Source organism: Salarchaeum japonicum, assembly GCF_020614395.1.
Taxonomy (GTDB): Archaea; Halobacteriota; Halobacteria; order Halobacteriales; family Halobacteriaceae; genus Salarchaeum; species Salarchaeum japonicum.
Genome location: NZ_CP085324.1, coordinates 1 through 19,826 on the forward strand (window position 1 = coordinate 1; position 19,826 = coordinate 19,826).

At 69.0% G+C, this 19,826-nt stretch carries 22 protein-coding genes; 9 read left to right on the plus strand and 13 right to left on the minus strand.

Going from position 1 to position 19,826, the window contains the following annotated elements; genetic code table 11:
- Nucleotides 1–22: 22 nt before the first annotated feature.
- Entirely contained in the window at nucleotides 23–1,024 is a 1,002-nt protein-coding gene (locus LI334_RS00005; RefSeq protein ID WP_227261116.1) for an AAA family ATPase, read from the plus strand.
- 13 nt (nucleotides 1,025–1,037) lie between these two features.
- Here the strand turns inward: LI334_RS00005 and LI334_RS00010 are convergent, their stop codons facing one another.
- The 6 genes from LI334_RS00010 to LI334_RS00035 all read right to left on the minus strand — a co-directional run bounded on the left by LI334_RS00010 (nucleotide 1,038) and on the right by LI334_RS00035 (nucleotide 6,208).
- Complete coding sequence (locus LI334_RS00010) at nucleotides 1,038–1,529, minus strand: dihydrofolate reductase (RefSeq protein ID WP_227261117.1); 492 nt, start codon at nucleotides 1,527–1,529, stop codon at nucleotides 1,038–1,040.
- The gene (thyA, locus tag LI334_RS00015; RefSeq protein ID WP_227261118.1) at nucleotides 1,526–2,518 is read right to left on the minus strand and encodes a thymidylate synthase; all 993 of its coding nucleotides are present in this window, start codon (nucleotides 2,516–2,518) and stop codon (nucleotides 1,526–1,528) included. The genes LI334_RS00010 and thyA overlap by 4 nt, the downstream gene beginning before the upstream one ends.
- A gap of 45 nt (nucleotides 2,519–2,563) precedes the next feature.
- A complete protein-coding gene (locus tag LI334_RS00020) occupies nucleotides 2,564–3,442 on the minus strand; it encodes an ABC transporter permease (protein WP_227261119.1) in 879 nt (292 codons plus the stop codon).
- Complete coding sequence (locus tag LI334_RS00025) at nucleotides 3,439–4,431, minus strand: ABC transporter ATP-binding protein (protein WP_227261120.1); 993 nt, start codon at nucleotides 4,429–4,431, stop codon at nucleotides 3,439–3,441. The genes LI334_RS00020 and LI334_RS00025 overlap by 4 nt, the downstream gene beginning before the upstream one ends.
- A 46-nt stretch (nucleotides 4,432–4,477) precedes the next feature.
- Nucleotides 4,478–5,089, minus strand: a complete 612-nt coding sequence (locus LI334_RS00030) for a hypothetical protein (RefSeq protein WP_227261121.1) — start codon at nucleotides 5,087–5,089, stop codon at nucleotides 4,478–4,480.
- Between the two features lie 150 nt (nucleotides 5,090–5,239).
- Nucleotides 5,240–6,208, minus strand: coding sequence for a TIGR01177 family methyltransferase (locus LI334_RS00035; protein WP_227261122.1), 969 nt, complete (start codon nucleotides 6,206–6,208; stop codon nucleotides 5,240–5,242).
- A 108-nt stretch (nucleotides 6,209–6,316) separates the two neighbouring features.
- On the opposite strand from LI334_RS00035, the gene LI334_RS00040 reads away from it, so the two are divergent.
- Complete coding sequence (locus tag LI334_RS00040) at nucleotides 6,317–6,877, plus strand: TATA-box-binding protein (protein ID WP_145844647.1); 561 nt, start codon at nucleotides 6,317–6,319, stop codon at nucleotides 6,875–6,877.
- A gap of 185 nt (nucleotides 6,878–7,062) precedes the next feature.
- Here LI334_RS00040 and hisG read toward each other — a convergent pair whose 3' ends face one another.
- Nucleotides 7,063–7,905: an ATP phosphoribosyltransferase gene (gene hisG / locus LI334_RS00045; protein ID WP_227261123.1), complete on the minus strand. Its 843-nt coding sequence runs from the start codon at nucleotides 7,903–7,905 to the stop codon at nucleotides 7,063–7,065.
- A gap of 74 nt (nucleotides 7,906–7,979) precedes the next feature.
- On the opposite strand from hisG, the gene LI334_RS00050 reads away from it, so the two are divergent.
- From LI334_RS00050 to LI334_RS00060, 3 genes are all read left to right on the plus strand, one after another.
- The gene (locus tag LI334_RS00050) at nucleotides 7,980–9,269 is read left to right on the plus strand and encodes an amidohydrolase (protein ID WP_227261124.1); all 1,290 of its coding nucleotides are present in this window, start codon (nucleotides 7,980–7,982) and stop codon (nucleotides 9,267–9,269) included.
- Between the two features lie 126 nt (nucleotides 9,270–9,395).
- Nucleotides 9,396–10,229, plus strand: coding sequence for a hypothetical protein (locus LI334_RS00055; protein ID WP_227261125.1), 834 nt, complete (start codon nucleotides 9,396–9,398; stop codon nucleotides 10,227–10,229).
- A gap of 192 nt (nucleotides 10,230–10,421) precedes the next feature.
- Complete coding sequence (locus LI334_RS00060; RefSeq protein WP_227261126.1) at nucleotides 10,422–11,705, plus strand: adenosylhomocysteinase; 1,284 nt, start codon at nucleotides 10,422–10,424, stop codon at nucleotides 11,703–11,705.
- 6 nt (nucleotides 11,706–11,711) lie between these two features.
- On the opposite strand, the gene LI334_RS00065 is transcribed toward LI334_RS00060, so the two are convergent.
- Nucleotides 11,712–13,136, minus strand: a complete 1,425-nt coding sequence (locus LI334_RS00065; RefSeq protein ID WP_227261127.1) for a hypothetical protein — start codon at nucleotides 13,134–13,136, stop codon at nucleotides 11,712–11,714.
- 40 nt (nucleotides 13,137–13,176) lie between these two features.
- Nucleotides 13,177–13,971 carry a formate/nitrite transporter family protein gene (locus tag LI334_RS00070; RefSeq protein ID WP_227261128.1) on the minus strand — a complete coding sequence of 265 codons (795 nt, stop codon included), beginning with the start codon at nucleotides 13,969–13,971 and terminating at the stop codon, nucleotides 13,177–13,179.
- Nucleotides 13,972–14,057: 86 nt separating this feature from the next.
- On the opposite strand from LI334_RS00070, the gene hjc reads away from it, so the two are divergent.
- The gene (gene hjc, locus LI334_RS00075) at nucleotides 14,058–14,558 is read left to right on the plus strand and encodes a Holliday junction resolvase Hjc (protein ID WP_227261129.1); all 501 of its coding nucleotides are present in this window, start codon (nucleotides 14,058–14,060) and stop codon (nucleotides 14,556–14,558) included.
- On the opposite strand, the gene LI334_RS00080 is transcribed toward hjc, so the two are convergent.
- Together LI334_RS00080 and LI334_RS00085 are read right to left on the minus strand one after the other, a co-directional pair.
- Nucleotides 14,555–15,346 carry a hypothetical protein gene (locus LI334_RS00080; RefSeq protein WP_227261130.1) on the minus strand — a complete coding sequence of 264 codons (792 nt, stop codon included), beginning with the start codon at nucleotides 15,344–15,346 and terminating at the stop codon, nucleotides 14,555–14,557. The two genes, hjc and LI334_RS00080, sit on opposite strands and share 4 nt — an antisense overlap.
- A 39-nt stretch (nucleotides 15,347–15,385) precedes the next feature.
- On the minus strand, nucleotides 15,386–16,033 hold the full coding sequence (locus tag LI334_RS00085; RefSeq protein ID WP_227261131.1) for an SWIM zinc finger family protein: 648 nt from the start codon (nucleotides 16,031–16,033) through the stop codon (nucleotides 15,386–15,388).
- 284 nt (nucleotides 16,034–16,317) lie between these two features.
- Between LI334_RS00085 and LI334_RS00090 the strand changes: the two genes are divergently transcribed.
- Nucleotides 16,318–16,518, plus strand: coding sequence for a DUF7472 family protein (locus tag LI334_RS00090; RefSeq protein WP_227261132.1), 201 nt, complete (start codon nucleotides 16,318–16,320; stop codon nucleotides 16,516–16,518).
- On the opposite strand, the gene priL is transcribed toward LI334_RS00090, so the two are convergent.
- Complete coding sequence (gene priL / locus LI334_RS00095; RefSeq protein ID WP_227261133.1) at nucleotides 16,515–17,588, minus strand: DNA primase regulatory subunit PriL; 1,074 nt, start codon at nucleotides 17,586–17,588, stop codon at nucleotides 16,515–16,517. The two genes, LI334_RS00090 and priL, sit on opposite strands and share 4 nt — an antisense overlap.
- Before the next feature lie 84 nt (nucleotides 17,589–17,672).
- Between priL and LI334_RS00100 the strand changes: the two genes are divergently transcribed.
- Nucleotides 17,673–18,260: a protein sorting system archaetidylserine decarboxylase gene (locus LI334_RS00100; RefSeq protein WP_227261134.1), complete on the plus strand. Its 588-nt coding sequence runs from the start codon at nucleotides 17,673–17,675 to the stop codon at nucleotides 18,258–18,260.
- Nucleotides 18,261–18,281: 21 nt separating this feature from the next.
- Here LI334_RS00100 and LI334_RS00105 read toward each other — a convergent pair whose 3' ends face one another.
- Entirely contained in the window at nucleotides 18,282–19,025 is a 744-nt protein-coding gene (locus tag LI334_RS00105; protein ID WP_227261135.1) for a DNA polymerase sliding clamp, read from the minus strand.
- A 114-nt stretch (nucleotides 19,026–19,139) separates the two neighbouring features.
- On the opposite strand from LI334_RS00105, the gene LI334_RS00110 reads away from it, so the two are divergent.
- On the plus strand, nucleotides 19,140–19,808 hold the full coding sequence (locus LI334_RS00110) for an SOUL family heme-binding protein (protein WP_227261136.1): 669 nt from the start codon (nucleotides 19,140–19,142) through the stop codon (nucleotides 19,806–19,808).
- Nucleotides 19,809–19,826 lie beyond the last annotated feature (18 nt).

Below are 19,826 nucleotides of genomic sequence, written 5' to 3' on the forward strand. Positions count from 1 at the left end.
CCGCGCCGCGACTCCTTCCGGTATGGACGACCCGCTCTGGATAGAGACGCACGCGCCCTCCCTCGACGACATCCCGCAGGAGGACGTGCGCGAACGCCTCCAGGACGCCGTGGACGAACCCGTGAACCTCGTGCTCCACGGGCCCGTCGGCGTGGGGAAGACCGCGGCGGTGCGCGCGCTCGCGGCCGCCGCACACGAGAGCGAGAACGACCTGTTCGAGTTGAACGTGAAGGACTTCTTCGGGATGACGAAAAAGGAGATAGCGAACGACCCCCGGTTCGAGCACTTCATCACGCCGAAACGCAAGCGCGAGTCCTCGAAGGCCGACCTCATCAACTACGTGCTGAAGGAGTCCGCGAGCTATCCGCCGGTGTCGGGCGACTACACGACCGTCCTGCTCGACAACGCCGAATCCATCCGCGAGGACTTCCAGCAGGCGCTCCGCCGCGTGATGGAACAGCACCACGAGGCGACCCAGTTCGTCATCGCGACCCGCCAGCCGACGAAGCTCATCCCGCCGATTCGCTCGCGGTGCTTCCCGGTCTCCGTGCGCGCGCCGACGGCGGACGAGACCGTCGGCGTCCTCCGCGACATCGTCGAAGCCGAGGAGGTCGCGTACGAGGACGACGGCCTGGAGTACGTCGCGGGGTACGCCGCCGGCAACCTCCGGAAGGCCGTCACCGCCGCACAAGCCACGTACGAGGCGGAGGGCGAGGTGACGATGGACGCCGCCTACGAGACCCTCCAGGACGTGGGACTGGACGACGAGATTTCGGGGATGCTGGACGACGCCGAGGCCGGCGACTTCACGGACGCGCGCTCCACCCTCGACGACCTGCTCGTGGACGAAGGCCTGGACGGAACCGAAGTCCTGGACGAAATCCTCAGAGTCGGCCGCTCGCGGTACGCGGGCGACGACCTCGCGGAACTCCACGAACTCGCGGGCGACGTGGACGTGATGCTCGCCGAGGGGAACAGCGACCGCGTCCAACTCGGGCGGATGCTCGCGGAACTCGGGCGCTAGCCGCCGTGCGGCCTTACGATTCGTCGGTTCGTCGGCGGTAGGTGACGAACGCGAACTCCTCGCGGTCGTCGCGCTCGACTTCCGCCCAGTCCTCGCGATTCCAGTCCGGGAAGTGGGTGTCGCCCTCGTACTCCTCGCGGAGTTCGGTGAGAATCAGTTCGTCGGCGTCGGGGAGGAACTGGCGGTAGACGGTTTCGCCGCCGACGACGTACGCCTCGTCGTCGCGGGCGCGGGCGGCTGAGACGGCTTCCTCGACGCTTCCGACGCCGACGACGCCGTCCGGGAGGCCGTCGGGATTGCTGGTGAGGACGACGTTCGTGCGGTCGGGGAGCGGGCCGCCGATGCGCTCGCGGATGCTCTCGAACGTCCGCCGACCCATGATGACGGGATGGCCGGTCGTGGTTTGCTTGAAGTGCGCGAGGTCTTCGGGGTAGTGCCAGGGCATCCCGCCCTCGCGGCCGATGACGCCGTTCGCGGCGACGGCGGCGACGATGCTGAGTTTCATTCCGCCACGCCGAAGTCCAGGCCGGGATGCGACTCGTAGTCCGAGAGCGCGATATCGCCGAATTCGAGCGCGTCGAGGGGTTTGTCGGCGACGTCGATGTCGGGCTTGGGCTTGGGGTCGCGGGAGAGCTGTTCGAGGAGGCCGGGGACGTGGTCGTACGGCTTCCCGCGCGGGTCGGTGCTCCCCGCGGGGGCTTCGGCTTCGACCCACGATTTCACGTCGAGCGGGTCGTCGTCGGCGAGCCGGGACTGGAGTTCGGCGAGGTTATCGCCGTACCAGTCGCCGCGCGCGCCCTCGCCGCAGTAGACGTGGGCGTCCACGACGGTGTGCGCGAACGTCCCGGGTTCGAAGCCGGTGCGTTGAGCAATCGCGGTGAGGAGGAGCGCGTACGCCGCGAGGTTGAACGGCACGCCGAGCGCGATGTCGCCCGAGCGCTGGGTGAGGTGGAGGTTCAGCCGGTCGCCCTGGACGTTGAACACGAACGTGTAGTGACACGGCGGGAGCGTGGAGACGGCGGCGTTCGCGGGATGCCAGGCGTTCACGACGATACGCCGCGAGTTCGGGTTCTCCTCCAGCTGGTCGAGGACGTACTGAATCTGGTCGAACGTCCCCTCGTCGTTCACCCAGTCATTCTCCTCGCCAGCCCACGTCTCGCCCGGCAGTCCCTCGTCCGGGATGGGGTAGCGCCGCCAGAACCGGCCGTAGGCGGTGTCGAGGTGGCCGTCCTCGTCCGCCCACTCGTCCCAGATACCGGTCTTCTCGCGGAGGTCGCGGACGTGCTCCTCGCCGGAGAGGTACCAGAGGAGTTCGTGCAGCATCGACTTCCAGCGGAAGCCGTCCATCTTCTTCGTCGTCAGGAGCGGGTAGCCGTCCGCGAGGTCCGTCTCGTAGTGCCGGCTGAACGCCGAAATCGTATCGACGCCCGTCCGGTTCGGCTTGTGGTTGCCGCCCCGGAGGGTCTCGGATACGAGCCCGAGGTACTGTTCCATACGCGTGCAGAACGCGCCTGCACCCTAAAGTGGTACTCCTCTCGGTCAGCGCGCGTCGGCGCTGGTGGCGCGCGCCATGTAGTAGACGGCGACCGCGCCGAGCGCGAGGTCGAGCGCGCCGAGCACGGCGACCGCGGGGACGAGCGTGTCCCACATCCCGCCGAACGCGGTGACCTCGATGACGGTCATGGTGTCCCGGCCGAACATCAGCGCGCGGGCGGCGTCCACGCCGTACGTGATGGGGTTGAAGGCGGCGACGGTCTGCACCCAGCCCGGCAGGCTCTCCAGGGGGAGGAAGGCGCTGGAGAGGAAGAGCAGGGGGAACTGGAGGACGTTCACGGCGATCATCGTGGACTCCTGGTCGCGGGTGGCGAGCGCCATGACGTTAGAGAACGCCGTGAACCAGATGGAGAAGAGGATGCCGACGGCGACGATGCCGAGCGCGCCGAGGACGCCGGTGTCGATGTAGTCGGTGAAACTCCCGCCCTCGCCGAGGAGGAGGAGGACGTAGCCGAACGCGAGGATGATGACGACCTGGACGACGATGCGGATGACCTCGGAGAGCGACTTCCCGAAGAACACCGCGCCGCGGTGCATCGGCGAGACGAGCGCCTTCTCGAACATCCCGGACTCGATGTCCTCCACGAGGCCGACGCCGGACGTGGTCGCGGCGATGAGCGACACCTGGATTGCGATGGCGGGCACGAGGTAGGTGACGTAACTCACGTCGCCGCCGACCATGCCGCTAATCGCACCGCCCGCGAGGTTCCCGAACACCTCCGTGAACAACACGAGGAACATGATGGGGTTCAGGAGGCTGAACGTCACCACGAACGGGTTGCGGATGGTGCGAATCAGCCAGCGCTTGAGGTTCACCCAGGTGTCCACGACGAAGCCGTTTCCGGCCGCGCGGCCGTCGCTCATTCGCCATCACCCGCGTCGGCGTCGTCCGCGGGGTCGGCGTCGTACTCCTCGCCGGTGATGGCGAGGAACACGTCGTCCAGGGTCGGACTCCGGACGTTGAACCCGGTGACGGTGAGGCCGGCGTCGGAGAGCGCGACGAGGAGGTCGGTGCCGTGCCGGCGCGCCTCCGCGGACGTGACGACGATGCCCGCGTCGGTCGTCTCGACGGCGTCCGGGCCGTCCACGAGCCGCGAGTCGAGCGCGAGGTCGCGGGCGCGCTCGACCTCGTCCGCGGTCGGGTCGTCGAGGTCGATTTCGAGCACGTCGCCGCCGACTCGCGACTTGAGTTCCTGCGGGGAGCCGTCCACGGCGATTTCGCCGTCCCGGATGACCGCGATGCGGTCGCAGAGGTGGTCGGCCTCCTCCAGGTACTGCGTCGTGAGGAAGATGGTGGTGCCGCGGTCGTTCACGCGCTCGAAGTACTCCCAGAGGCGGTTTCGCGCCTTCGGGTCGAGGCCCGTCGTCGGTTCGTCCAGGAAGACGATCGGGGGTTCGTGGACGAGCGCGGTCGCCACGTCGAGGCGTTTTTTCATCCCGCCCGAGAAGTCCTTCGCCTGCTTGTCCGCCACGTCCGCGAGGTCGACGAGGTCGAGGAGTTCGTCGATGCGGTCGCCGCGCGCGTCGGCGCGGACGCCGTACGCCTCGCACGCGAACCGGATGTTCTCCCGTGCGGTCAACTGGGGGTCGATACTCGTCTCCTGGGCCATGTACCCGATGGATTTGCGAACCTCGCGGGGGTCGTCCTCGACGTCGTAGCCGTTCACCGTCACCGACCCCGCGGTCGGTTTCAGGAGGGTGACGAGCGTCTTGATGGTCGTCGTCTTCCCCGCGCCGTTCGCGCCGAGGAACCCGAAGAACTCGCCCTCCGGCACGTCCATCGACACGTCCGTGACGGCCTCGGTTCCGTCGGCGTACGTCAACGCCAGGTGGTCGGCATCTATCGCGCTCACACGGGGAGGAAGGAACTCAGCCGACTAAGCCGTTTTGACTGAACGGTCAGTCACTTTCGGTGGTTGCGTAGTAGAGCGCCGGGAGACCGAGCGGGAGCGCGAGCACGCCGAACGCGCCCGCCGCGACCACCGCCCGGTCGCCGTCGGTTCGAGCGACGAGGAACGCGGCGACGCCGACGGCGGCGATAGCGTACGCGAGCGTGCTCCAGACCGTGACGTACGACGAGCAGTACGCCCAGCAGACGAACGTGTACGCGGGCGCGTTCCACGTCGCCGGGTCGGGCTTCGGCCAGAAGTACCGGCAGTACGTGGTGAGCGCAACCATCAGGACGGCGGGCAATCCGACGAGCCACGTCGAGCGACGGAGGCCGGTCGCGGGGGCGTATCGGCGGTACGCCGCGAGCAGCGCGAACGGGAGGCCGAACACCCACAGCCAGACGGCGAGCGTGTACGACACCGGCCAGTGCTCGATGCGGGGTTGCGCGTAGGGGAGGCGGAGCGACGGCGGGAGCGTCGCCCACGGGAACGAGGGGTCGGGGACGGGGTTCGTGACGAACGCGACAAGGCCGAGGAGCGTGCCGGCGACGAGCGCGTACACGCCCCAGTCGGCGGCGCGGTCGAGACGACCGGGGAGGGACGGGGTAGCCGGACGTGGCATGTGGGGTCGTACGTACTCGTCGTTCACGGGCGTTTCCCGTTCGAAACCCCGGCGAAACACCCGTCTCCTCGAACAGTCCCGAACGGGTACCAGGGAAAACGTCGGAATCCGAACCGGGTTGGCGTCATCGGCGAGCGCCGCGAGCGCCGGTCACTCCAGGACGAGGACGTGCCGGTCGAGCGAGCGGTGGACGCGCCGCACGAACCGGGATTCGACGGTCCAGCCCGCGGCCGTAGCCTCGTCCCGCCAGTCGCGGTCGGCGACGAGCACGCACCGCCCGGTGGTGACGCGTTCGACCTCGGAGAGCGCGCCGCCCACGAGGTCGCGGAGACCGTGCGTCTCGATTTTCGACTGTCGGCCGTATGGCGCGTCGAACACCGCCGCATCGACCGCGTCCGCGCGGAGGGGCAGGCGGGTGGCGTCCCCGCGCCACACCGCGAAGTCGTCGGCGTACTCGCGGAGGTTCTCTCGCGCCCCCCGCACCATCTTCTCCTGCGCGTCGTTCCCGAGCGGGCGCGCGCCGACCAGGCCGGCCTCGATGAGCACGCCGCCCGTCCCGCACATCGGGTCGAGGAGGCGGGTTCCCGACCGCGCGCCGGCGAGGTTGACGAGGGCGCGGGCGAGCATCGGATCCATCGACCCCGGCTGGAAGAACGGGCGCTTCGTGGGTTTGCGGGCGTCGTAGTCGCGGTCGGTCGCGACCGCGAGCCAGCCGAGCGCGCACGCGTCGTCGCTGAACGCCGCGCGCAGGACGAAGTCGGGGTCGTCGAGGTCCACGGAAAACCCGCGGTCTGTGAGGACGCCGCCGAGTTCGCGCTCCGCGCGCTGCGTGTCCACGCCCGCGCTCCCCCGTACGTCCGTCGCGCGCACCGCGACCGTCCCCTCGATGCCGACGTTCGCGGCGTCCAGGAGGGTCGCGGCGCTCTCGACGCTCGCGTCCGTGCGGCCGACGAGGCGGCTCGCGTACCGCGTGAACGCGAGGTCGGCGGCGCGGTCGAGGTCGAGCGACGGCGCGACGGCGAGACCGGGCGCGACCAGGTCGGCGTCCGGCGCGGCGGCCGCGCGCGCCTCCGCGAGCGCGAAGTCGTCGTCCGACCCGACGAGTTCGAGGAGGTACACACCGGCGGTTGGGGGCGTCCACACAAGGCGTTTGTTAAAAGCAGGTAGGCGTCCGGCTCGCCGGACCGCCAAACTTTATAAAGGTTAAATACGATATTTAAGTCGTATATGACCGACCCCAAGGAAACCATCAACATTGAAAACGTGGTCGCCTCCACGGGAATCGGCCAGGAGCTCGACCTTCAGAGCGTCGCCATGGACCTCGAAGGTGCCGACTACGACCCCGAGCAGTTCCCCGGCCTCGTCTACCGCACCCAGGAGCCGAAGAGCGCCGCGCTCATCTTCCGCTCCGGCAAAATCGTCTGCACCGGCGCGAAATCCACCGCAGACGTCCACGAAAGCCTCCGCATCGTCTTCGACAAACTCCGCGAACTCAACATCGAAGTCGAAGACGACCCCGAAATCGTCGTCCAGAACATCGTCACCTCCGCCGACCTGGGCCGCCAACTCAACCTCAACGCCATCGCCATCGGATTGGGCCTCGAAAACATCGAGTACGAACCCGAACAGTTCCCCGGCCTCGTCTACCGCCTCGACGAACCCGAAGTCGTCGCCCTCCTCTTCGGCTCCGGCAAACTCGTCATCACCGGCGGCAAGAAACCCGAGGACGCCGAACACGCCGTCGACAAAATCGTCAGCCGCCTCGAAGAACTCGGCCTGCTCGAGTAAATTTTTGCGTCGGGGGTTCGCTCTGCGAACCCCGCTCGCAAAAAGTAACATAAAAAGGCCGCTCGCCGACGGCGAGCGGTGAATCCGCTCGTTCGGGCTCTTCGAGCCGCTCACTCGCGGAACAGAGGCGTTTCGTTCCGGCGAAGGCCACAGAACCCGGCGAACGCCTCCGCGACTAGTCCCGATTACTCGACGAGTCGCTCGATTTCGGTGACCAGCACGTCGCTCGCGCCCTTCTCTTTGAGGTCGGTGATGGTCTGGAAGACCTCGCGTTCGGGGACGACGGCGTGGACGGCGACGGTGTTCGGTTCGTCCACGTCCAGCACCGTCGGGCCGCCGAGACCGGGAATCACGTCCTCGATTTCGTCGAGGCGGTCGGCGGGCGCGTTCAACATCAGGTAGCGCTTGTCCTCCGCGGCGATGACCGAATCCAAGGCGGTCTCGACCTGGCTCGCCTTCTCGCTCTCGACGTCCGGACGGGCGAACAGCCGGACGGAGCTCGCGAGCACTTCGTCCACGATTTCGAGGCGGTTCACGCGGAGCGTCGTCCCCGTCGAGGTGATGTCGATGATGGCGTCCGCCATCTCCACGTGCGGCGTGAGTTCGGTCGCGCCCGACACCTCCACGATGTCGGGCGAAACGTCCGCGTCCGCGAAGTAGTCGCGGGCGACCCGCGGGAACTCGGTGGCGACGGTCTTTCCCGCGAGGTCATCGACCGACGCCAGGTCGTCCTCCTCGGGGGCGGCGAGGACGAGCCGACACTCCCCGTAGCCGAGGTCGAGGCGGTCTTCGAGGTCGACGCCGGACTCCCGAACCTGGTCGAGGCCGGTGATGCCGAGGTCGGCCGCGCCGTCCGCGACGTACTCGGGGATGTCGGCGGCGCGCGCGAACAGCACCGTGATGTCGGGGTCGACGGTGTCGGCGTAGAGCTGGCGGTCGGCGGTCGGTTCTATCGAGAGCCCCGCGCGGTCGAGCAGGTCGACGGTCGGGTCGTGCAGTCTGCCCTTGTTGGGGACGGCGATTCGCATAGCGGGGATTGGCGGGCGACCGGCAAAGAGGTATGCACCAATAGATTCAGGACTCCGAAGCCGCGAGAGGGGGTATGACGACGCTCGAAATCACCGGTGGGCGGGTGCTTCGCCCCGACTTCTCGGTCGAACGCGCGGACGTGCTGGTAGACCAGGACGCGGGCGAGATTCTGGACGTGGGCGACGTACCCGAAGGCGACGAGACGCTGGACGCCGCGGATTGCCTGGTGATGCCCGGGCTGGTGAACGCGCACACGCACGCCGCGATGACGCTCCTCCGCGGGTACGCGGACGACAAACCCCTCGACGCGTGGCTGCAGGAGGACATCTGGCCCGCGGAGGCCGAACTCACGGCGGCGGACGTGCGCGCCGGCACCGAACTCGCGCTCGTGGAGATGATTCGCGGCGGCGTGACGGCGTTCGCCGACATGTACTTCGAGGAACCGGCGGTCGCCGACGCCGTCGCTGACGCGGGCGTGCGGGCGCGACTCGGCCACGGCGTCGTCACCGTCGGGAAGGACGACGAGTCGGCGCGCGCGGACAACGAGGAGAGCCTCGACTTCGCCCGCGAGTACGACGGCTACGCGGACGGCCGCGTGAAGACGGTGTACGCGCCGCACAGCCTCACCACCGTGGACGACGCCCTCCTCGCGGAGTTCACCGCGGAGGCGCGCGGCGCGGGAGTTCCCCTGCACTTCCACGCGAACGAGACCGCGGGCGAAGTCGAACCCATCGTCGAGTCCGAGGGCGAACGACCGCTCGCGCACGCGGACGACCTCGGGATGCTCACCGAGGACGACTTCCTCGCGCACGGCGTGCACGTGGACGGCGAGGAGATCGACCTGCTCGCGGCGCGCGGGACGGCGGTCGTGCACTGCCCGGCGTCGAACATGAAGCTCGCGTCCGGGATGGCTCCCGTCCAGCGACTCCGGGAGGCGGGCGTGACGGTCGCGCTCGGCACGGACGGCGCGGCGTCGAACAACGACCTCGACGTGTTCGACGAACTGCGGGACGCCGCGATGCTCGGGAAGCTCGCCGCCGAGGACGCCGCCGCCGTGCCCGCCGAGGCCGCGGTGGAGATGGCGACCGCGGGCGGCGCGGACGCGCTCGGGTTCGACTCGGGCCGCGTCGAGGCGGGCGCGAACGCCGACCTCGCCGTCGTGGACTTCGACGCCCCCCACCTGACGCCCGTCCACGACCACGTCAGCCACCTCGCGTACGCCGTCCGCGGGAGCGACGTGCGTCACACCGTCTGCGACGGCCGCGTGCTCATGGAAGACCGCGACCTCGTCACGCTCGACGAGGCGGAAATCAGGGGGCGCGCCGCCGACCGCGCCGCCGACCTCGCGGAACGCGCCGACTAACCCCGAATCCGCTGTTTTCGCGGCGCGTGAACTTTCCTGAACGGGTTTTCGCGCTCGCTCGAACCGAGTGAACGGGTCGAACGCTCATCCCTCCTTTTCTCCGTCCCGGTGGTAGGGTGGGATGCGATGCGCTCGATGAAATTCACCGCCGCGCTCGTCGCGGCCATGGCAGTACTCGCGGTCGCAACGCCCGCGGTCGCCGGCGCGACGGCGACCGGCGAACTGAGCGTCGGCGTCGACCAGCCCGACGCCGGGAGTGACGCGACCGTCACCGTGACGGCGAACGACACCGCGGTCGCGAACGCGACCGTGAACGTCACGGAGACAACGAACACCACGTACAACGGCACGGGGACGTACGCGACGGACGCGAACGGCACCGTCGTCCTCCCCGCGCCCGACACGAACGTCACCGTGGCGGTGACGGCGACGCACAACAACACCACGGCGTCCGCGACCGTGACGCTCCTCGCGGAGACGAACGCGAGCGAGAGCGAGGAGAACGAGACGGTCACCGAGGAGAGCCCGTTCGGCCAGCAGGTCGAGCAGTTCATCGCCGCGACGTTCGCTGACGGCGCGGTGGACGGCCGCGTGCTCGCGGACTTCGTCACCGCGAACAACCCGGGCGCTGACGACCGGCCCGACCACGCCGGCCCGCCCGAAGACCGTCCCGGTCACGATGACGGCAACGAGACCGACGACGTGAACGAGACCGCGGAGAACACCACGCAGGGCCCGCCCGAAGACCGCGGCCCGAACGGTGACGACGCGAACGAGAACGCCGAAAACGACAGACAGGGCCCGCCTGAAGACCGCGGCCCCGACCACGAGGCGTCCACGAACGACGACGCTGACGACGAAGACGACGAAGACGATGAAGACGATGAAGACGACGAGGAGGACGACGACGAGTCGGCGGGTAACGGGAACGGTCGCGAGAGCGCGCCCGGCCTGAACTAACGCGCTCGCCGCGTACCGAGCGGTCGGTTGAGGCGGCCACCGGTCTTTTTCCGAACGCGCTCGAAGTACGGGTGTCGTCGCGGTGCCGACGCGACGGTTGGTCGTATCGGAACCACCCCGGCGGTTCGCCGTCTCCCACCCTCACGCGGTTCTCTTCGGTAGGGTTTTGGGTCGCGTACGTAAGGGATACGTATGGAAACGGCCGCACCCATCAGCGAACGCGTCTCCGACGTGGACGCGAAACACGAGTCGGGCCGACAGAAGATAGACTGGGCCCGCGAACACATGCCGATTCTCTCCGCGCTCGAAGACGAGTTCACCGCGGAGCGCCCGCTCTCGGGCGAGGTCGTGGGGATGGCCCTCCACGTGGAGGCGAAGACGGCGGCGCTCGTCGAACTGCTCGCGGAGGGCGGCGCGGAGGTCGCTATCACGGGCTGTAACCCGCTCTCGACGCACGACGACGTGAGCGTCGCGCTCGACGCCCACGAGAACATCACGTCGTACGCCGAGCACGGCATCGACGACACCGAGTACTACGAGGCCATCGACGCCGTCATCGACCACGAACCCACCATCACGGTGGACGACGGCGGCGACCTCGTCTTCCGCATCCACGAGGAGTACCCCGAGCTCGTGGAGTCCATCATCGGCGGCACGGAGGAGACCACCACGGGCGTCCACCGCCTCCGCGCGATGGACGCGGACGGCGCGCTCGACTACCCGATGTTCAACGTGAACGACACCCCGATGAAGCACCTCTTCGACAACGTGCACGGCACCGGGGAGTCCGCGCTCGCGAACATCGCGATGACCACGAACCTCTCCTGGGCCGGCAAAACAGTGGTCGTCGCCGGGTTCGGGTACTGCGGGCGCGGCGTCGCGAAGAAGGCGCGCGGACAGAACGCGCACGTCATCGTCACCGAAATCGACCCGCGGCGCGCGCTCGAAGCCCACATGGAGGGCTACGAGGTCACGAGCATGGACGACGCCGCCGAGCGCGGCGACGTGTTCGTCACCACCACCGGAAACCGGGACGTAGTCACCGCCGACCACTTCGAGGACATGAAGGACGGCGTCGTGCTCGCGAACGCCGGGCACTTCGACGTGGAGATCAACCTCGAAGACCTCCGGAACCTCTCCGTGAACGAACGCGAAGTCCGCGAGGGCGTGCAGGAGTACGAACTCGCAGACGGCTCCCGCGTGAACGTGCTCGCCGAGGGCCGCCTCGTCAACCTCGCCAGCCCGGTCAGCCTCGGGCACCCCGTCGAAGTGATGGACCAGTCGTTCGGCGTGCAGGCCGTCTGCGTCCGCGAACTCGCGACGCACGGCGACGGCTACGACGACGGCCTCCACGACGTGCCGGACGCGCTCGACCGCGAGGTCGCTGAACTCAAACTCGACGCCGAGGGCATCGAACTCGACGAGCTCACGGACGTCCAGCGCGAGTACATGGACTCCTGGCAGCACGGCACGTAAGCGCCGTTACTCGTCCGACTCCGTTCTTTTGAGCGCCGCGACTGTTCCGCCGACGAGCGCCGCGAGTCCCGTGCCGACGCCGAACCCGGGCGTGCTCCCGGACGCGGCGTCAGTCGAGGTGCCGGTGTCGGTCGCGGTGTCGGTCGTCGCGGCGCGCGTCGTCGTTGCGTCGGTGGTGGTCGAGATGTCGAGCGTGTCGCGGGAGACACCGGGGAGGACGAAGTACTGGGGGTCGGCGGGGACGCCGGGGAGGCCGTCCGAGTTGACGTACCGGTCGAGCCAGTCGTCCATCGGTTCGCCGGCGTAGCGCGCGACGGCGTTCTCGAACCCCTGGTAGGACGTGAGGGGGAACGAGGTGTCCGCGAGCGCGTCGATGAGCGCGCGGTCGCCGCCGGAGCGCGCCTGAATCTCGGCGTCGAGCGCGGCGAGCACCTGCGAGCCCTTCCGGTAGTGGGCGCTGGTGCCGGTCCACGTGTACGGCTGTGCGAGCACGATGTCGGTGTAGCCGGCGTCGTAGTTCTCGTTCGTGTCGAGTCCGTTGTGGAACTCGGTGAAGCTCGCGAGACCGCGATTGAAGAGCGTGAGACGCGCGTAGTACTCCGCGCTCGCCTCGGTCAGCCACCGCATCCGTCCGCCGCCGAACGTTCCGAACATGACGTGCGCGAACTCGTGGGGGAGCACGCCGTTGAGCGACCCGGAGGGGACGGCGGCGGCGGAGACCACCATGTCGGTCGTAGACGCCATCCCGCGGGGGCTGATGCGTTCGCGGGGAAGGAGGAAGAGCGCCGTGTCGGTGTAGCGTTGGCGCTGCGAGAGGTGGGTCTGCTGAAACGCGAGTTCCTCGAAGAGCGCGGCGGTGTCGATGTCCCGCGAGACCGCGTCGGGGACGACGACGGTCGCTTGCGCGTCGCTCACGAACTCGCGGACGGTCGTGTGCGGGCCGGCGAACGCGAACGACGAGGTGGCGACGCCCTCGCCGTCGAACGACCGCGAGCGGGACACGTCGCGCAGGTCTCGGTCGGGGGAGCTGACGCCGAGCGACGGTATCCACACGAACGCGGAGTCGGCGGCGACGTACCCCCAGTTCTGCGTGGTGAGGGAGTCGCCGACGGCCGACGAGTCGGCGGGGAGGAAGACAGTCTGGCGAGGGGAGTCGGTGCCGTCCCAGACGTACTCGCGGCCGTCGCGCTCGAAGCCGTCGGACTCGACGGTGAACCCGGACGGCATCGCGGAGATGGAGAAGGAGGACACCGAGTCGGGAACGTCGTACTCGTAGTCGAAGCGGATGCGGGGTGCGTCCCAGTCGGCGGACACCGTCACGGACACCGAGAGCGTGCCCGCGGACTGGGAGGCCCGAACCGACCGAGCGGGGAGCGCGGTCAGCGCGGTGGTGGTCGCGGCGGCCCCGAGAACCTCTCGACGAGATTTCATACACCCACTATCGGGTTTGGGAATAAAAATTTTCGGCGGGTCACTCCTCGCCCCGCACGACGTAGCCGTACTTGAGGAGCGCGACGAACAGCGACCCGCCGACGACGTTCCCCGCGGTCGCGAGCAACAGGAAGCCGGCGTACGTGGAGACGCCGACCGCGGACGAGGAGAGGACGGCGGCGAGCACCTCGACGTTCCCCGCGATGGAGTGCGGGAGGTGCGCGAGCCCGATGCCCATGGTGACGAGCCAGACGAGGACGATGCGCGCCATCGTGGAGTCCGCGGCGGTGATGAGCCAGGAGAGCAACCCCATCAGCCAGCCGGCGAGCACGCCGCCCATCAGGAGGACGAGCGGCGGATGGGAGACCAGCGGCACCGCGAGGTGTTCGAAGGCGTCCGGGCCGGCGACCCCGTACGCGGGCGCGAGCACGACCATCGCCGCCGCGAACACCGCGCCGGCGAGGACGTTCCCCGTGTAGACGAGTCCCCACAGGCGCGCGAGCCTGCGCACGGAGGCGCGGCCGTCGAGCACGGGGAGGACGGCGAGCGTCGTGTGCTCGGTGAACAGTTCGGAGCGCCCGAGGATGACGAACACGAACCCGAACGTGTACGCGTTCGCGACGAGCAGGGTCGTCACCGGCTCGGGGAGCGTGCCGCCGACGAGCGTGAGCACGACGGCCATGAAGAACGGCCCGAACCCGATGTCGAGGCCCGCGGATATCGCGGACAGGAAGAGCGCGCCCGCGGGCCGTTCGAGTTCGTCCGTCCCCTCCTCGATTTGCGCGGCGAGGATGTCCGTCTTCGACTTCTTGTCCACGGGGTCGCTGTCGCTCACTGTCCCGCGGTTCGACCGTCCGGAGGAAAAACCGCGCGGCCGCGGCGACACGTGTCGCTCTTTACCGCGGGCGTCAAAGGAGGGGTATGGTCAGGAACCGGAAGGGCGACCGGCGGGAGCGCGAACTCGTGAACCGCCTCGACGAGGCCGGGTTCGCGGTGATGCGCGCGCCGGCGTCCGGGAGCGCGACCCAGCGCGAACTCCCGGACGTGCTCGCGGGCGACGGCGAGAGCTTCTACGCCGTGGAGGCGAAGTCGTCGTCGGGCGACCCCATCTATCTCACGGGCGAGGAAATCGAGGCGCTCGTCTACTTCTCCCAGAACTTCGGCGCGCGCCCGAAGGTCGGCGCGCGCTTCGACCGCGAGGACTGGTACTTCTTCCACCCGCACGACCTCCACCAGACGGACGGCGGGAACTACCGCGTGAAGAAGGAGACGGCGCTCGAATCGGGCGAAACCATCGCCGACCTGAAAGCCGCGAGCGACGACGGTGGGAGCGACGCGAACCGCGCCGAGAACGCGCGGAAGGTGTTGAACGCGGTGGCGCAGGGCGTCCTCGACGTGGACGAGGCCGCCGAGATGCTCTAGGTGCGCCACGCGCGCCGCGCGAGGACGAGGCAGACGACCGCGCCCAGCCAGCCGAGGAGCGTCGGAATCGACCGCACGAGCATCGTGTTCTCCACGCGCTCGCAGAACCCGTCTCCCTCCGAGCCGCAGGACGTGAACCCGCCGCTCGAGTACCGGTGGGCGGTGGCGAACACGACGTAGTAGTCGCCGTCGTCGCGGAGGACGCGACCGGCGTCGTCGAGTTCGTGGAACGTCGTCACGGAGCCGTCGGCGAGCACACGCTGGACGGTCGGGCCGGCGTCACCCGCGGGCATCGAGAGGGCGCGCAGGGCGGCCGCGGCCGGGACGCGCTCGTGCCCGACCCGGTAGGCGTCCTCGCCCTCGACGGGGACGCCGGTGCGGCGGTAGAACTGGCCGTCGCCGCCGAGGAAGTAGGGGTTCTCGGCGGGCGTGGCGAGCATCTCGTAGGGGACGGTGACGTTCACCTCGCCCGCGCCGATGGCGTGTTCGAGCGTGCACGCGCGGTCGTAGGGCACGTCCGCGCAGAGGACGCCGTCGAGCGGGAAGCGGTCTTCGGTGTCGTCGTCCGCGAGGCTGTGCACGACGAGGGAGTCGTCCGTGGGTTCGACGCGGTGCGCTTCGTACTGGTAGGCGTGGTCTGCGCCGAGGAGAAGGCCGTTCGTGTAGAGCGGGTTGGCGAGCAGGACGAGCGCGACGAGGAGGTAGAACGCGCCGCGTCGCGGAACCTCGACCGTGATGGTGTCGGGTGCGTCGGACGAGTCGGGCGGGTCGGACGGCGTGGAGGGCACGCGAGACGCGTCACCACGCGAATCCTTAAACGTCGGGTGTCAGTCGGGCCGACCGAGGGATTCGAGGCGGCTCCGCGGGAACGCGTACCGTTTGAGGTCGGTCGGCGCGAGGTCGTCGGGCGTGAGGTCGCGGCCGATGGGGTAGAGGACGTCGACGACCACGTCCGTCTCCGGGTAGCCGCGGTTGGTCGGGTAGTCGGCGACGGTGGTGTTCCAGCCGGGAACCTCGACGGTGTTCGCGCGGTCGCGGGTGGTGCGGGCGACGACGAGGAGGTCGCCGCGTTCGCGGTCGCGGACGAACCGGCCGGTGTCGAGCGTGCAGGAGTCGCAGTAGACGGGACTGGGTTCGTCCGCGGCGACGTACACCGGGCGCTCGCAGTCCGCGCAGGCGGCCTCGCGCTGGCCGGGCGCGGGGACGCGGCCGGCGGTCACGTCGATGGCGACCCGCCGGAGGTGTTTACAGCGCGCGCGGCGGTGCCGGTAGTCCGGGCACGTGCAGCGGCTCTCGGGGAGGTGGACGGTGTAGACGGTGTCGTACTCGGTCACGACCTCGTAGCGTCCGCCGCCGAGCGGGGTGACGGCCATGCGTTCGGTGCGCGCGCGGTCGGCGCGCGTCCGCGTGGGGCCGCCGGGGGAGAGCGCGGTCGGTTCGCTGGTCGTGGTGCTGGTGTGTTTCGAGGGCACCATGGGAGTGCGTAGGGACTCGGCGACCGTAAGGCGCTCAGTTCCGGTAGACGTTTACGCGCTCGTTCGGGCGTCAGGGGCGTGCAGGCGGCCGTTCCGCGGCGTCGGGCGGGGGCCGCGCAAGTCGCGAACGCCCGACGGCGAGTGTCACGTCACGCCCCCGGTTGGCCGCGGTATCCGTCATGAAGTCTCGGAAGACGGAGGGAGCGAGCGGTGGGCGTGCGAGCGGTGGGCGTGCGAGCGGGCGCTTCGAAGCCCTTTTGGCGTGTTCTCGGGAAGCCCTTGGTATGGCATTCGAGCGGGAGAAACTGGTCGAGGCCGGCTGGGCGACGTTCGGCGTGGTCGTGTTCATCGCGGCGCTGGTCGGAACCGCGTCCGTGAACGGTGAGTCGCTCGGTCGTCAGGGAACGCTCGCGGTCGTCGGGAGTCTCGTCCTCTTCCTCGTCGTGATGGGCGGAATCGGGTTCTACCTCTCGACGCGCGACTAGGCCTCCGACTGGTCGTTCTGGTCGCGCCAGTCGTCGAGTTCGTCCTCGTCGGCGTCGTCGAGTTTCGCCTCGTAGTAGGAGAGCGGGTGGCTGATGTGGTCGCAGAGCGCGTCCGGGTTCACGCAGTCGCCGTACGACTTCATCGTGGCGCAGGCGGGCGCGGTGTACTCGGTGGGACTGCTCTCGCCCTGAATGTGGTCGGTCTGGTAGCGCGTCATCTCCTCCCCGAACCCGGGGTTCACTTCGTATATCTGGACGATTTCGTCCGTGCTGAGCCCGATGTTCGCGAGGAACGCCGTGATGGCGAACCGGCTGTGGTGGGGGAGGTGGTCGCCGCGCTGCACGCGTTCGAGGAGGTTCGTCATACAGGGCGGGAACAGTTCGGGGACGACGGTGTCGATGTCCCGAGTGAGGTCGAGTTCGGAGAGCACGGTCTTCACCTCCGAGACGGCTTCGCCGAGTTCGCTCCCGATGGCGTCCGGCACCGAGAGCGGGAGGCCGTCCGCGACCCGGTCTTCGACCGCCTGCCGGAGCAGGTCGTCGAGTTCGAGGCCGGACACGGGAACGCGGCCGTCGTCCAGCCGGCGGTTGACGAGCCGCCAGTCCTCCCCGCGGATGCTGGAGGAGAGCAGGAGGTAGGTGGCGACGCCGACGTCGAACCCCTCCTCGGTGGGGGTGACGTGGTCGCGGAGGTCGAACTCGCGGAGCAGGTCGTCGCGGGAGACGCGTTCGTCGCCGCCGACGCTCGCGAGGTCGTCGTCGGTCGTGAAGTCGTCGCGGAACCGCTCGTAGGCGGTGTTCGCCTCGCCCTGCGCGTACCGCCGCACGAGGATGTTCTCGTCCACGAGCGAGACGATGACGCGCGCCACCGGATAGGAGAGGAGTTCGACGCGCGTGCTGTGCGCGGCCTCGCCGATTTCGCGGTCGGTGACCGCGGTGGTGACGCGCTCCAGCGCGCGCTCCACGACCGCGTCGTCGTTCTGCACCACGTCCGCGAGATCCACGCCGGCCTCCTGAACCGCCGTGCGGGCGCTCGCGAGGAACGGGTATCGGGCGTGGCGCGCGTCCATTCGTTCACGTGGTCGTTCCGAACCCGAATAAACGCCGCGGATAGCGACCGAACCACCCAAACCCCCGGCGCGCGAACGCTGCGTGTGCAATTCGCCCCCGGCGCGCGACGGCTCGCGGCGTACGCGCTCGTCGCCGCGCTCCCGTTCGCCTTCGTCCCGCTCGGCCTCGCCGTCGTCGTGCTCGCGCCCGCGTTCGTGCTCTGGTTCCACCGCGACCCCGACCGTGACACGCCGGCGTCGGGCGTCGTCGCGCCCGCCGACGGCACGGTCTCCGTGATTCGTGAGGAGGACGACTGGCTCCGCGTTGGCGTCTACATGAGCGCCGCCGACGTGCACGTCAACCGCGCGCCCAAATCGGGGTTCCTCGAACACGTCACGCACACGCCCGGCGCGCACAAGCCCGCGTTCTCGAAGGACTCAGACCGGAACGAGCGCGTCACCCTCCAGTTCGACGACTACGAGGTCGTGCTCATCGCGGGCGCGTTCGCCCGCCGCATCCACCCCCACCTCGACCCCGGGCGGACGGTGGAACGCGGCGGCCGCATCGGCCACATCAGTTTCGGCAGCCGCGCCGACGTGAAACTCCCGCCGACCTACGAGAAATCCGCGCTGCTCGTCGAAGAAGGCGACACCGTCCGCGCGGGCGAGACAGTGCTGGTAGAAGAACAGTAGGAGACGCCGAAATCCGGGTTGTTAGTCGCTCTGGATGCGGGGGGCGAGCATGTAGGTGACGCTCCCCTGGCCTTCCGCGAGGTCGAAGTGGAGTTTGACCGGGAACTCCTCGCCGAGTTCGGCCGTGATTTCCGCGTCCTTCGGAATCGCCTTGTTCATGTCCTTGAGGTAGTCGAGGCTGAACAGGCTGTGCGCGGGGCCGACTTCGAGGTCGATGAGGTCGTCCGCGTCGAGTTCGAGATGGACGTCGTCCGTGTCGCCCTCCGCGTCCACGTAGAACAGTTCGGACGTGTCGTCCACGCCGAGCGCGATGTGGTCGGAGACCATGTCGGCGGCGCGGACGGCGCGGTCGAGGTCGCCGCCCTCGATGACGACGGTCGCGGGGAGGTCGAGGTCGGGGAGGTCGGGTTCCTGCCGGATGCTGTCGGGGTCGATGAGCGCGAGCGTGTATTCGAGGCCCTCGATCTGAATGTGGAGCTTCCGGGTCTCCTCGTCGAGTTCGAGGTGGATGAGCTGGCCGGCGTCCGCCATTCCGGCGATGTCTTCGAGCCGGGAGAGGTTGACGCCGATGAGACCGCCGTCGGCGTCGTACGACTCGAAGGCGTCGCTGGAGAGTTCGAGGTCGACCATGCCGACGTTCGCGGGGTCGACGGCGCGAATCGCGAGTCCGTCCTCGTTGAGGTGGATCTTACATTCGTCCACCAGCACGCTCACGGCGTCGAGTGTCGTGCGGAGCGTGTCGGCGCTAATAATCGCCTTGAACATCTTGTCCAGAGGTAGAACGAGGTGACATAAAAAGGCACACGGTACGCGCGCGTGCGTGAAGCGCGTGACGCGACCCCGAACCGGCTTTACCGGTGGGCGTCCTACTCGTCGCGTATGGACGCGCGGACGACCCTGAAACTGGCCGGCGGTGCGGTCGGCGCGGCGGCGGGCGCGCTGGGCGCGTGGACGCTCGCGGACGCCCTGGCGAAGTGGCGGGTGGAGACGCTCGACTACACGCACGTCGCCGACCTCGACGGCGTGGAACTCCGGCGCTACCCGGAGACCGTTCGGGTGGAAACCACGGCTCCCTCCGAGCGCGCGGCGTTCCGCCGACTCTATCGCTACATCGACGGCGCGAACGAGGGCGGCGACGCCGTCGACGCGACCGCGCGCGTCGAGACCGGCGAGCGGGTGGCGATGACGGCCCCAGTCGAGACCGAGGACACGGACGGTGGCGTGACGATGTCGTTCTTCCTCCCGGCGTCGTACACGCCGGAGACCGCGCCCGAGCCGTCGAACGACGCCGTCTCCCTCGCCGTCGAACCGCCGAAGACGGTCGCGGTGCTGTCGTTCTCGTGGTGGACGCCCGAATTCCGGGTGCGGCGGAAGCACGCGGAACTGCTCGACGCGCTCGACGCCGCGGACATCGACGCGGTGGGGGAGCCGGCGCTGTGGCGGTACGACGCGCCGGCGACGCCGCCGTTCCGGCGGACGAACGAGGTCGTCGTCGCGGTCGAGTCCGGGAGCGTCCGCCGGTATCTCGCGGGCGAACGAAGCACGTAACCGCTCGCGGGCTCATTT

Excerpts from the sequence above, each read along its gene's own strand:
- LI334_RS00005 (WP_227261116.1), top strand. The coding sequence starts at position 23 with ATGGACGACCCGCTCTGGATAGAGACGCACGCGCCCTCCCTCGACGAC.
- LI334_RS00010 (WP_227261117.1), bottom strand. The coding sequence starts at position 1,529 with ATGAAACTCAGCATCGTCGCCGCCGTCGCCGCGAACGGCGTCATCGGC.
- thyA (WP_227261118.1), bottom strand. The coding sequence starts at position 2,518 with ATGGAACAGTACCTCGGGCTCGTATCCGAGACCCTCCGGGGCGGCAAC.
- LI334_RS00020 (WP_227261119.1), bottom strand. The coding sequence starts at position 3,442 with ATGAGCGACGGCCGCGCGGCCGGAAACGGCTTCGTCGTGGACACCTGG.
- LI334_RS00030 (WP_227261121.1), bottom strand. The coding sequence starts at position 5,089 with ATGCCACGTCCGGCTACCCCGTCCCTCCCCGGTCGTCTCGACCGCGCC.
- LI334_RS00040 (WP_145844647.1), top strand. The coding sequence starts at position 6,317 with ATGACCGACCCCAAGGAAACCATCAACATTGAAAACGTGGTCGCCTCC.
- hisG (WP_227261123.1), bottom strand. The coding sequence starts at position 7,905 with ATGCGAATCGCCGTCCCCAACAAGGGCAGACTGCACGACCCGACCGTC.
- LI334_RS00050 (WP_227261124.1), top strand. The coding sequence starts at position 7,980 with ATGACGACGCTCGAAATCACCGGTGGGCGGGTGCTTCGCCCCGACTTC.
- LI334_RS00055 (WP_227261125.1), top strand. The coding sequence starts at position 9,396 with ATGCGCTCGATGAAATTCACCGCCGCGCTCGTCGCGGCCATGGCAGTA.
- LI334_RS00060 (WP_227261126.1), top strand. The coding sequence starts at position 10,422 with ATGGAAACGGCCGCACCCATCAGCGAACGCGTCTCCGACGTGGACGCG.
- LI334_RS00065 (WP_227261127.1), bottom strand. The coding sequence starts at position 13,136 with ATGAAATCTCGTCGAGAGGTTCTCGGGGCCGCCGCGACCACCACCGCG.
- hjc (WP_227261129.1), top strand. The coding sequence starts at position 14,058 with ATGGTCAGGAACCGGAAGGGCGACCGGCGGGAGCGCGAACTCGTGAAC.
- LI334_RS00085 (WP_227261131.1), bottom strand. The coding sequence starts at position 16,033 with ATGGTGCCCTCGAAACACACCAGCACCACGACCAGCGAACCGACCGCG.
- LI334_RS00090 (WP_227261132.1), top strand. The coding sequence starts at position 16,318 with ATGGCATTCGAGCGGGAGAAACTGGTCGAGGCCGGCTGGGCGACGTTC.
- priL (WP_227261133.1), bottom strand. The coding sequence starts at position 17,588 with ATGGACGCGCGCCACGCCCGATACCCGTTCCTCGCGAGCGCCCGCACG.
- LI334_RS00105 (WP_227261135.1), bottom strand. The coding sequence starts at position 19,025 with ATGTTCAAGGCGATTATTAGCGCCGACACGCTCCGCACGACACTCGAC.
- LI334_RS00110 (WP_227261136.1), top strand. The coding sequence starts at position 19,140 with ATGGACGCGCGGACGACCCTGAAACTGGCCGGCGGTGCGGTCGGCGCG.